The 11,839-nt window shown below is 73.1% G+C and carries 9 protein-coding genes; 3 read left to right on the plus strand and 6 right to left on the minus strand.

Annotated features, from left to right (window positions below):
* Positions 1-140: 140 nt before the first annotated feature.
* The 3 genes from purF (at position 141) to E4623_RS11475 (ending at position 3,098) form a co-directional block, all read left to right on the plus strand.
* Positions 141-1,682 (plus strand): amidophosphoribosyltransferase, encoded by a 1,542-nt coding sequence (gene purF / locus E4623_RS11465; RefSeq protein ID WP_134766678.1) that lies wholly within the window; start codon positions 141-143, stop codon positions 1,680-1,682.
* A 28-nt stretch (positions 1,683-1,710) separates the two neighbouring features.
* The gene (gene purM, locus E4623_RS11470; protein WP_134766679.1) at positions 1,711-2,775 is read left to right on the plus strand and encodes a phosphoribosylformylglycinamidine cyclo-ligase; all 1,065 of its coding nucleotides are present in this window, start codon (positions 1,711-1,713) and stop codon (positions 2,773-2,775) included.
* Positions 2,776-2,909: 134 nt separating this feature from the next.
* On the plus strand, positions 2,910-3,098 hold the full coding sequence (locus tag E4623_RS11475) for a DUF3073 domain-containing protein (protein WP_134766680.1): 189 nt from the start codon (positions 2,910-2,912) through the stop codon (positions 3,096-3,098).
* Between the two features lie 146 nt (positions 3,099-3,244).
* On the opposite strand, the gene E4623_RS11480 is transcribed toward E4623_RS11475, so the two are convergent.
* The 6 genes from E4623_RS11480 to E4623_RS11500 all read right to left on the minus strand — a co-directional run bounded on the left by E4623_RS11480 (position 3,245) and on the right by E4623_RS11500 (position 11,799).
* Positions 3,245-4,345 (minus strand): Glu/Leu/Phe/Val dehydrogenase dimerization domain-containing protein, encoded by a 1,101-nt coding sequence (locus E4623_RS11480; protein WP_134766681.1) that lies wholly within the window; start codon positions 4,343-4,345, stop codon positions 3,245-3,247.
* Positions 4,346-4,477: 132 nt separating this feature from the next.
* On the minus strand, positions 4,478-7,783 hold the full coding sequence (locus tag E4623_RS11485) for a response regulator (protein WP_167736581.1): 3,306 nt from the start codon (positions 7,781-7,783) through the stop codon (positions 4,478-4,480).
* Positions 7,784-7,903: 120 nt separating this feature from the next.
* A complete protein-coding gene (locus E4623_RS11490; protein ID WP_134766683.1) occupies positions 7,904-8,182 on the minus strand; it encodes an HU family DNA-binding protein in 279 nt (92 codons plus the stop codon).
* 144 nt (positions 8,183-8,326) lie between these two features.
* On the minus strand, positions 8,327-8,488 hold the full coding sequence (locus tag E4623_RS22615; protein WP_167736582.1) for a hypothetical protein: 162 nt from the start codon (positions 8,486-8,488) through the stop codon (positions 8,327-8,329).
* Between the two features lie 46 nt (positions 8,489-8,534).
* Positions 8,535-9,839: a hypothetical protein gene (locus E4623_RS11495; protein ID WP_134766684.1), complete on the minus strand. Its 1,305-nt coding sequence runs from the start codon at positions 9,837-9,839 to the stop codon at positions 8,535-8,537.
* 31 nt (positions 9,840-9,870) lie between these two features.
* Entirely contained in the window at positions 9,871-11,799 is a 1,929-nt protein-coding gene (locus E4623_RS11500) for an LTA synthase family protein (protein WP_134766685.1), read from the minus strand.
* Between the last annotated feature and the right edge of the window lie 40 nt (positions 11,800-11,839).

The raw sequence follows: 11,839 nt of genomic DNA on the forward strand, positions 1-11,839 counted from the left end.
GGGAGGGGCGGGGCCCCTCCAGGGTACGGGCGGGTGCGGCATCCGTCCCCCGGCTTCACCCCTTCGTCCCCCGGCCTCACCCCTCCGTCGCCGTTGGGGGCCTCGGCGGCCGACTCGACTACGATGCGGAGGTGCCCTTCATGAGCAGTCAAGGCTCCAGGCCCGGCGGCGACGGCCGCCTCACGGCAGCACTCGACCCGCACGACCAGGGACCGCAGGACGCCTGCGGCGTCTTCGGCGTCTGGGCCCCGGGTGAGGACGTCTCGAAGCTGACCTACTTCGGCCTCTACGCCCTCCAGCACCGCGGTCAGGAGTCGGCCGGCATCGCGGTGAGCAACGGCCGCCAGATCCTGGTCTACAAGGACATGGGGCTCGTCTCCCAGGTCTTCGACGAGACGACGCTGGCCTCGCTCAAGGGCCACCTGGCCATCGGCCACGCCCGCTACTCGACCACCGGTGCGAGCACCTGGCAGAACGCGCAGCCGACGTTCCGCCCGACCGCCGACGGCTCCATCGCCCTCGGCCACAACGGCAACCTCATCAACACCCACGAGCTGCGCGAGATGGTCGAGGCGCTTCCGGGCCCCGACGACGAGCTCGACCTGCACACCCGCCCGGTCGAGGTCTCGACCAACGACACCGGCCTGGTCACCGCGCTGCTCGCCCACCACCCCGACACCTCGCTCGAGCAGCGGGCGCTCGAGGTGCTGCCGCTGCTGCGCGGCGCGTTCTGCTTCGTGTGGATGAACGAGAACACCCTGTACGCAGCCCGCGACCCGCAGGGCATCCGCCCGCTCGTGCTCGGCCGTCTCGACCGGGGCTGGGTCGTGGCCAGCGAGGACGCCGCACTGGCGACGATCGGCGCCAGCGTCGTGCGCGAGGTCGAGCCCGGCGAGATGATCGTCATCGACGAGAACGGCCTGCGCTCGCACCGCTTCGCCGAGCCGGCCCGCAAGGGCTGCGTGTTCGAGTACGTCTACCTCGCCCGCCCCGACGCCACGATCAGCGGACGCAGCGTGCACGAGTCGCGGGTGGAGATGGGGCGCCAGCTGGCCCGCGAGTTCCCCGTCGACGCCGACCTCGTCATCCCGGTGCCCGAGTCCGGCACGCCGGCCGCGGCCGGGTACGCCGAGGAGTCCGGCATCCCGTTCGGCCAGGGCTTCGTGAAGAACGCCTACGTCGGGCGCACCTTCATCCAGCCGAGCCAGACCCTGCGCCAGCTCGGCATCCGGCTGAAGCTCAACGCCCTCGACCACATGATCCGCGGGAAGCGGATCGTCGTCGTCGACGACTCCATCGTCCGGGGCAACACCCAGCGGGCGCAGGTGCGGATGCTGCGCGAGGCCGGCGCTGCCGAGGTGCACGTGCGGATCTCGAGCCCGCCGGTGAAGTGGCCGTGCTTCTACGGCATCGACTTCGCCACCCGTGCCGAGCTGATCGCCAACGGGCTCAGCCCCGAGGAGATCGCGGCCAGCATCGGCGCCGACAGCCTCGGCTACATCTCCCTCGACGGGATGATCGACTCGACCAAGCAGCCGGCCTCCCAGCTGTGCCAGGCGTGCTTCACCGGCGAGTACCCGGTCGAGCTGCCCGACGAGAGCCTGCTCGGCAAGCACCTGCTGGAGACGTCGATCGCCTCGCCGACGCACGGCAAGGCGCTCCCCGTGCTCAACAACCCGTGACCGACCCCACGACCCGAACGGACCGACGTTGACCGAGCAGAACGCCTACGCCCGCGCCGGCGTCGACATCGAGGCCGCCGACACCGCGATCGAGCTGATGCGGGCCTCGGTGGCCAAGGCCTCCCGGCCCGAGGTGATCGGCGGGCTCGGCGGCTTCGCCGGGTTGTTCGACGCCACCGCGCTGACCCGGTACACCCGCCCGCTGCTCGCGACCTCCACCGACGGCGTCGGCACCAAGGTCGCGATCGCCCAGGCGATGGACAAGCACGACACCATCGGCTTCGACCTCGTCGGCATGGTCGTCGACGACCTCGTGGTCTGCGGTGCCGAGCCGCTCTTCATGACCGACTACATCGCCACCGGCCGGGTCGTCCCCGAGCGGATCGCCGCGATCGTCAAGGGCATCGCCGAGGCCTGCGTCGAGGCCGGCTGCGCGCTCGTGGGCGGCGAGACCGCCGAGCACCCCGGGCTGCTCGCGCCCGACGAGTACGACGTCGCCGGCGCCGCGACCGGGGTGGTCGAGGCCGACCGCCTGCTCGGCCCGGGCCGGGTCCGACCCGGCGACGCCGTCATCGCGATGGCGTCCTCCGGCCTGCACTCGAACGGCTACTCGCTCGTGCGCCAGGTGCTGCTGGCCGACGCCGGCTGGTCGCTCGACCGCGACGTCCCCGAGCTCGGCCGGACCCTCGGCGAGGAGCTCCTCGAGCCGACCACGATCTACGCCAAGCACTGCCTGGCGCTGGCCGACCAGGTCGAGCTCCACGCGTTGTCCCACGTGACCGGTGGCGGCCTCGCGGCCAACCTGGCGCGGGTGCTGCCGGCCGAGCTGCGCGCGAGCGTCGAGCGGGCCACCTGGAACCCGCAGCCGATCTTCGACGTCGTCCGCCAGGTGGGCTCGCTGAGCCAGGCCGACCTCGAGATGACGCTGAACTGCGGCGTCGGGATGGTCGCCGTCTGCCCGCCCGACTCGGTCGAGCCGGCCCTCCACCTGCTCGACGGACTGGGCGTCCGCGCGTGGGTCGCGGGCCAGGTCGACGTCGACCCCGAGCAGTCCGCGACCGTGCGGCTGGTAGGTCAGCACCCCGGCTGGTAGGAATTCGTCGTCCGAACGTGATCCCGGCGTGCCGGAACAGACAGCGAACAGGTAGCGTTGCCCCCACGAGATCCTGTTGAGAGAGTCCGGGACGCCATCGGCGCCCGGCCAAGTGTGCGAGGGGGCTGGACCCTATGGGCCGCGGCCGAGCGAAAGCCAAGCAGACGAAGGTCGCGCGCGACCTGAAGTACCGGACGCATGAGACGGACTTCGGGGCGCTGGCCAAGGAGTTGCACGGTGAACCCGACGACGTCGACCCGGTCGACCCGGTCGAGGAGCCAGATGAGTGGTCGGGCTACGCGCCCGACCGCTCGCGCGATTGACGCACGCACGCATCGACGCCCGGGGCCCTGAGCCCCGGGCGTGACGTGTCACGCCTCGGCGCGTGGGACCGGCGTGCCGTGCGCCCGCGCGCGGTCGGTGGACCGCGCCCGGGCGACGTCCGGCTCGGTGGGCCCGGTCGGTCCGGTCAGGGCAGCCAGATCCCGCGCAGCCGGCCGACCTCGCGCATCCGGCGCTCGGCGAGCCGGTCGGCGGCGGTGGCGGGCGGGACACCGTCGGAGGCGGCCAGCTCGAGGACCGCGCGGGTGGTGTCGTAGATGCGGGCGGCGCGCTGCTGGGCGCGCTCGAAGGAGAACCCCTCGAGCTCGTCGGCGACCTGGATGAGGCCGCCGGCGTTCACGCAGTAGTCGGGGGCGTAGACGACACCGCGGTCGGCGAGGGTCTTCTCGACGCCGGGGTGGGCGAGCTGGTTGTTGGCAGCGCCGCAGACCACCCGGGCCGAGAGCACGTCGACGACCTCGTCGCTCAGCGCGTGGCCGAGGGCGCACGGTGCGTAGACGTCGAGGGGCGAGGCGACCAGCGCCTCGGTCGACTCCGCCACCCGGACGCCGGGGTGCTCGTCGCGGACCCGGTCGAGCGCCCCGTCCCAGACGTCGGTGACGACCACCGAGGCGCCGGCCTCCACGAGGTGGCCGACGAGGTGCCGCCCGACCTTGCCGACGCCGGAGACGCCGACGACGCGACCCTCGAGCGCGCCGGTGCCCCAGGCCGCCTCGGCGGCGGCGATCATGCCACGGAAGACGCCGAAGGCCGTGAGCACCGAGCTGTCACCGGCGCCGCCGTGGGCGACGGTGCGACCGGTGACGTGGCGCGACTCGCGGGCGACGTGGTCCATGTCCTCGGAGAAGGTGCCGACGTCGCACGCCGTCAGGTAGCGCCCCGACAGCGACTCCACGAACCGGCCGTAGGCCCGCAGCAGGGCCTCGCTCTTCAGCGTGGCGGGGTCGCCGATGATGACGGCCTTGCCGCCGCCCAGGTCGAGCCCGGCGAGCGCGGCCTTGTAGGACATCCCGCGGGAGAGGTCGAGGACGTCGGCGACGGCGTCGGCCGTCGTCGCGTACGGGTGGAAGCGGGTGCCGCCCAGGGCGGGGCCGAGCGTGGTCGAGTGGATCGCGACGATGGCGCGCAGCCCGGTGGCGGGGTCGTTGCAGAAGACGACCTGCTCGTGCTCGGCGCCCAGGTCGAGGACGTCGACGGGCGGGGCTGGCGGGGACGACGTGACTGACATGGGTGGTGTCCGTTCGGTTCGGTACGACGGTCACCGGATGAGGCGACCTGGGCGGCCCGCAGGGGTGGCGCGGACCACACCACCCTAGGACACGGGCCGCGGACCCGCGGCACGTCGAGCGTCGCGGCGGTGTCAGGGTGCGGGCGGACGACGGCCGGGGAGGTCGACCCCGACGAGCGCCTCGACGCCGAGGACGACGGCGTGGCGCAGCGCCTGGAGCAGCGCGTCGGCGTGGTCGAGCGAGCCGTCGCGGGCGGCCTGCTCGAGGTCCTCGGCGGTGGCGCCGACCCGTCGCAGGCCCAGGTTGAGCGCGCTGCCCCGCAGCTGGTGGGCGCTCTGCGCGGTGCCCTCGGCGTCGCGGTCGGCGACGGCGCGCCCGAGCTGGTCCATGGACTGGTCGATGCGCGCCAGGAACGACATCCGGCCGCGCTCGAAGAAGCTGACGCCGTCCTTGACCAGCTCGTCGAGCAGCTCCACCCGGCCCACGTCCAGGACGTCGCCGTCGTCCGGGGGCGTCACCGCCCCGGTGGCGGCGGGGAGGGCCGCCTCGTCCTGGGGCACGCTCGGATCGGTGCGCGTCGCCACCGCCCGGGCGAGGGCGACGGCCAGCCGGGCCGGGTCGACCGGCTTGGTCAGGAAGTCGTCCATCCCGGCGGCCAGGCACCGGTCGCGCTCGCCGGGCAGGGCCGAGGCGGTCATCGCGATGATCGGTACCCGGCGGCCGGTCTCCACGGCGCGGACGGCGCGGGTGGCGCCGAAGCCGTCGAGGCGCGGCATCCGGCAGTCCATCAGGACGACGTCGAAGGCGTGGCCCGGACGCAGCGCGATGACCGCCTCCTCGCCGTTGTCGACGGCGGCCACCGTGCACCCGAGGTTCTCCAGGACGCCGATTGCGACGAGCTGGTTGACGGCGTTGTCCTCGACGACCAGCACGTGCAGGCCCAGGCTGGGGGCCGGGCCCCCGGGCCGGACGGCGGGGGACGGTCGCCGCCTCCGGACCCGGGCGGGGGCGACCCCGTCGTCGCCGGCGTCGCCGGTGTCCGTGACCGCGTCGAGCAGGTCCTCGCGGAGCGCGGCGACGCGGATCGGCTTGGCCGTCACCGTGCGGAAGCCGGCCTGGCGTGCCGTCGCGAGGTCGGCACTGCCGTCGGCCGCGACGAGGACGAGGGCGACGTCGGCGAGGTCGGGGTCGAGCGTGATCCGGTTCCCGAGCGCGAGCCCGTCGGTGCCCGGCATGTCGAGGTCGACCACGGCGAGGTCGAACGGCGTCTCGTCGGCCGCCGCCGCGGCGAGCGTCCCGATCGCGTCGGTCGTCGAGCCGACGACGACAGGGGACAGCTCCCACTCGGCGAGCTGACGGGCCAGGAACGCCGCCGCGGTCGGGTTGTCGTCGACGACGAGGACCTTGCGCCGGCGCAGCGGCCGGACGGGCGGCAGGGCGGTGTCGGCCCCCGGTGGAGCCGTCCGGAGCCGGACGTTGAACCAGAACACGCTGCCCTCGCCGGGGGTGCTCCGCACGCCGATCTCGCCGTGCATCGTCGTGACCAGCCGGCGGGAGATCGTCAGCCCGAGTCCCGTGCCGCCGTGCTTGCGGGTGGTCGACAGGTCGGCCTGGGTGAAGGCGTCGAACAGCCCCTCGACGTCGGCGGGCGCGATGCCGACCCCGGTGTCGCGCACCTCCACCTGCAGGACGACGTGGTCGTCGTGCTCGTCGTGCTCGGCGAGGTCGTCGTGCTCGTCGGGGGCGAGGCGGGTCACCTCGATGACCACGGTGCCGGTGTCGGTGAACTTCACCGCGTTCGAGCCGAGGTTCGCGATCACCTGGCCGAGCCGCACCGGGTCGCCCAGCAGCGTCCGGGGCACCCCGGGCCCGTAGCCCGCGACCAGGTCGAGCCCCTTGGCCAGCGCCGGTGCGGCGAGGAGCCCGACGGTCTCGTCGACCAGGGCGCGGAGGTCGAACTCGGTGACCTCGAGCTCGAGCTTGCCGGACTCGACCTTGGACAGGTCGAGGACGTCGTCGATCAGGGCCAGCAGCGTGAGGCCCGCGCTGCGGACGCCCTGCGCGTAGCGCTGCTGCTGGTCGTCGAGGGCGGTGCCGAGCAGGAGGTCGTTGAGCCCGATGACGCCGTTCATCGGCGTGCGGATCTCGTGGCTCATCACGGCCAGGAACTCCGACTTCATCCGGGAGGCGGCCATCGCGTCGTCGTGGGCGCCGGCGAGCCGGGCCGCGGCCCGCTCGCGCTCGGCGACCCAGCCGAGCTGGTCGCTGCTCTGCCGCACCAGGGACAGGGTGGCCGCACTCGGTGTCTCGGTGTCGGTGAGGAGCTGGTAGACGTAGACGACCTCGTCGTCGGTGACCACGGGGACCGACAGGATGCCCGTGCCGGGACGACCCGGAAGCGGTGCCACCTCGGGTCGACCGCTGCGCAGGGCAGCCTCCGCCAGGGCCGCGTCGGCGGCCGGGAGGTCGGGCCCGAACGGTTCCGGGAGCCGCTGCTGGACGAGCGCGCCGTCGGGGGTGACCGCGAAGAGCCCGACCGTGCGCCACCGGCTCAGGTCGACCAGCTCGCGGTGGGACTCGACGATCGCCTCGGCCACGGTCGCGGACCGGTTGGCGGCGGCGGCGAGCCGCTGCAGGATCTCCACGCGCCGGGTGGCCTCGCCGACGGCGTGGTCGGCGGCCCGCAGGGCGGTGATGTCCTGGCTCGTTCCCGTGGCCCGGACGACGGCGCCGTCCTCGTCGCGCTCGAGCACGCCGAAGTTGCGGATCCAGTGCTCGGCGCCGTCGGCGGTGGTGACCCGGCCCTCCCAGGAGAAGTCGTCGGAGTGGGCGAGCGCGTCGAGGATGACGGTGCGGCCGTGCTCGGCGTCCTCGGGGTGGAACGCCGACAGCCCCGCCTCCCAGCTCCCGCCGAACGACCCCGGGTCGACGGCGAGGATCTCGAAGAGCTCGTCGGAGAAGGTGACCAGGTTGCGCGGCAGCTCCCACGTCCAGCCGCCGAGCCGGGCCATCCGGCCGGCGGTCGCGAGCTGTTCCTCCCGCAGCCGCAGCTCCTCCAGGAGCCGGCGCCGTTCGGTGTACTCGGTGAGCCGGTGCAGGTAGGTGCCGGGGGCGCCGGGGACCGGCGCCCAGCTGACGAGCGTCCAGACGGGGGTGCCGTCGCGCCGGACCAGCCGGACCTCCTCGTTCTCGGCCCCGGCGTGGCCGTCGCGCATCTTCTGCAGGTGCCGCTCGAGGTCCGTGCGCCCCTGGGCGTCCACGAGGTCGTGCAGGGAGAGCCCGAGCAGCTCGTCGAGGGGGTATCCGACGAGGTCGGCGAGACGCTGGTTGGCGTAGCGGGTCACGCCGTCGGTCCCGAGCAGCCAGAGGCTGTCCGGTGTCGCGTCGACCATGCTGCGCAGCAGCGCGTCGTCCGGCCCGGGCGGCATCCCATCCATCCGGGACATCATCGCTGCTCCGGGCCGCCGTGTCTCGCTCCCGGGCAGAAGGGCGGCGGAACGACGGAAGCCGGCCCCGCGTGGCGGGACCGGCTTCGGACGTGGTGCGTGGTGCGTGGGTCAGCTGCCGGAGACAGCCTTCTTCAGCGCGGACCCGGCCTTGAAGGCGGGAGCGGTGCTCGCGGCGATGTCGATGGCCTCGCCGGTCTGCGGGTTGCGACCCTGGCGGGCGGAGCGCTCGCGGGTCTCGAAGGTGCCGAAGCCGGGCAGGGTGACCTTGTCGCCCTTGGCCAGGGCGCCGGTGATGGCGTCAAGGACGGCGGTGAGGGCCTGGTCGGCCTGGGCGCCGCTGAGGCCGGTCTCGGTCGCGATGGCCTCACGGAGCTCGGTGCGGTTCATGGGAGTTACTCGTCCTCTCGGTGGTGGTCAGGGGTGCGGACCCCAGGGAAGTGAGGTCACGCAGCAGCCGACCGTAGCGCAGTCCGGGTGGCCACCGGGCCACCAGGGCCGGTAGCGCGGGCCCCGGGGCCGCTGCCGGCACCCTCAGCGGGGGAGCAGACCCTGGGCCAGGAAGCACGCGACGGTGAGCGCCAGGATCGCCATCATGGCGAGGATCGCGACCAGGTCGTGGTCGAGGTCGGCGCGTCGCCGGGGGTCGGCCGCGTGGTGCTCGTGGTGGCTCGTGTCGTGGTGCAGTGCGCTCATCGTGGGGCTCCCGTGGCCGTCAATGACTAGTGAGATACTAGGGATACTACGCGAGAACGACGCGCTGCACCACCAGGTCCCCGTGGGTGCCGTAGCCGAGCAGTGGTCCGCCGGCCGGGGTGCCGTCGAAGCCCACCACGACCGGACCCTCCGACGTCGGCACGAGGGTCGGCCACGGGATGTTGGTGGGGTAGTCGGCGTCGAGCGTGCCCCGCTGGCGCAGGTCGAGGTCGTAGACCGGGTAGCCCGCCCGCCGTCCGCGGGGGTTGTCACGGCCGTCGGAGGCCAGCACCGCCCACTCCTCGCCGAGGCGGGTCAGCGTCGGTCCCTCGGTGGCGGTGCGGTCGGTGGCCGCGGCGCGCAGCCGCAGCCGGTCGAGGTCGGGCCCCTGGGCCAGCACCGGGTGGAAGGAGAAGAACCGCCGCGCACTCACGTACGCCGCCAGCCAGCCGCCCTCGGTGCGCACCAGGTGCGGGTCCCAGCGGCCCACGGAGTCGAGCCCGTCGACCGGGAGGTCGAGCGGGACGGTGTCGAGCACGTGGTGACCGCGCAGGAGGTCGCCGTCCGCCGCCGCCCCGGTCGCCAGCGTCGTGGTCACCCGCGGGTGGGTGCGCTTGTCGAAGTCGCCCCACGTGCTGGTCGCGACCAGCCACCGGTCGGCGTCGCGCACCAGGTGGGTGGCGTGGTCGCCGAACGTCCCGGGCCGGTCCGCGCGGCGGAAGAACAGGTCGGCGCGGTGCTCCAGCTCGAGCCGCAGCGGGTCGAGGGCCCACACCGAGGTGTGACCGGTCCGGAAGCCGCCCGGCCCGGCGCTGGTCGCGGTGAGCAGCACCCGGTCGCCGTCGAGGTACGCCGTCCCGTCGGCGTGGGTGACCGCGCGGACGTCGCGGAACCCGAGCTGGCCGAAGGTGCCGGTGCGCTCGCCCTCGGCCGTCAGCGCGGCCAGCCACGCCTCGTCGTGCACGTCGGGCGCGCCGGGCAGCAGCGTCAGGTCGACCACCGCGCGGGCGACCCACGCCCCGGCCTCGCGCACGAACGCGGACACGAACGGGCCGGTGAGGGCGACCGCCAGGCTGGTGGGCGACTCGGCGCGCCCGTGCCGGCGGCTGACGTGCCGGCTGACCCCGCCGGTGGGGCCACCGACCTCCAGGGCGACGACGGCGCCGTCCCAGGTCGCGCGCAGCGTCGTTCCGCCGGAGCGGAGGACGACGTCGGCCGGCACCGGGCGACCGGCGCCCAGGTCGCGCTCGGCGGCGACGTACGGTGCGGGCCCGACCCGGGTGCCGGGCTGGACGACGTCCACGGGGCGCAGGCGGGCGGCGGTGCGGAAGGCCGGGAGAGGAGCGGGCACCCGGCGAGCCTAGGGCGGGTCGGTGCGCCGGTCAGCGCATCGAGCCGGGCCACATCCGCTCGACGGAGTAGCGGTCGCCGATCGAGAAGTCGTACTGCACGAGCCGCATGTCCTCGAGGAGCCGCTTGCCCTTGGGTGGCAGGTCGTCCTCGGTGATCTCCTGGCCCTCGGGGGAGAGCATCCGGCCCTGCTCGAGCGCGCTGACGTAGGTGCGGAGGCGGTTGAGCAGCACGTAGTAGGGCGGGAGCGGTGCGCCGACCATGTCGTAGAGCATCGGCAGGAACTGCGTGGGGCTGCTCTGCGGGAGCTGCTGCTTCGGCGTCCCGGCGCTGTCCCAGAGGAAGAACGGCGTCGTGTAGAGCGCGAGGCCGGGGTTCTGGTCGGCGATCGAGGAGTCGTAGATGCCGGGCTGGTGGTCGCCGTAGAACACCACGACGGTGCGCTCCTTGGACCGCTTCATCCGGGTGAGGAACTCGGCGACGGCGTCGTCGGTGTGGCTCAGCCCGCGGGCGTAGTTGGAGATCCGGTCGGCCTGGTCGCCGTCGACGCCGGTGACCGGGATCGGGTCGTCGTAGTTGCCGTCGACCGGGATGTGGTTCTGCATGGTGACGAGGTTGACCATCAGCGGCTCGTCGGCCTCGTCGATCTGCTGGGCGACCTCGTCGAAGGCCGACTTGTCGGAGATGAACTCGTTGTCGTCGATCTTGTCGGTCTCGGTCATCGTCGTGTCGTGGATGAACTCGTCGAAGCCGAGGGTCTCGTAGACCTTGTCACGCTTGTAGAACGACGTGAGGTAGGGGTGCACCGCGATCGGCGTGTGGCCGTGCGCGCCGAACCAGCCCACCGCCGAGGGGTACTGGTCGTAGTCGGAGACGAGCATCTGGTACGGCGTGCTGAGCTGCGGCTCGAAGAGCCCGATCGACTCGCCGGTCAGCGTCTCGAACTCCATGTTGGCCGTGCCGCCGCCGAGGAGCTGGGCCATCATCGTGCCGGAGCTGCCCTCGCGCATGAGCTTGCGGATCTTCGGGATCGGGTCGCGGGCGAGCTCGAAGCCCTGCAGCTGGGTCGGGTCGGTGAAGGACTCGCTCAGCACGACGACGACGTTGGCGTCGTCGAGGGACCCGGTGCGCTTGCGGTTGATCCGGGCCGCGGCCCGCTCGTAGCGGGTCGCGACGGCGTCCATGGTCTCCTCGGAGTAGGTCTCCGGGGTCTTCATGGCGACGGTCGGCATGTTGGACAGGAAGCCGCCGACGAAGCCGTTGGCGAGGTAGTTGTTGCGCTGGTTCCAGTACTTCCACTCGTGGTCGCCGACCTCGTAGAGCCCGCGCAGCGGGTTGCCCGGGTCGTTGAAGTTGGCGGTGTTCTGAATCGTGCCGACCGCGAGGGTCACCAGGACCGCACGCACCCCCACCGCGACGAGCTGCTTGCGCATGGTCAGGTGGTGCGGCCAGATTCGCGGCATCCGGGGCTCGAAGCGGCGCCCCAGGAGCCAGGCGACGACGACGAGGCAGACCAGCCCGATCCCCGCGACCACCAGCGTGCCGACCGAGACCTGGGTGAGCAGGAAGCTCGGCTCCCGCAGGAAGTCGACGTCGCTCGGGTAGACCGGCTCCGAGCGGAGCCCCAGCTTGACCCGGTTGGCGGCGGCGAGCGTGATGGTGCCCGCCGCGACGATGCCGAGGGAGAGGATCACCCGGTTGGTCAGGCCGATGACGGCCGCCAGGATGACCCAGATGACGACGCTGTCGAGGACGTAGCTGAGGCCGTCGACGAAGGTCGAGTGCCACCAGTAGGACTCCTCGCCGATCAGCCCCGACAGCTCCAGCACCAGGGCGCAGGCCATCGCGCCGAGCCAGGACACCCGCAGCGCCCACAGCAGCGACTGCCACGGGTTGTAGGCCGGGCGCGCGTCGGCCGCGTCGGTCGTCCCGACCGGCTCGTCGACGAGCTGCTCCGACAAGGTGACCTGCTTCCGCGGCGACGTGGTGAGCCGCGAGAGG

Source organism: Nocardioides sp. 1609 (assembly GCF_004522105.1).
In the GTDB taxonomy this organism is placed as follows: Bacteria; Actinomycetota; Actinomycetes; order Propionibacteriales; family Nocardioidaceae; genus Nocardioides.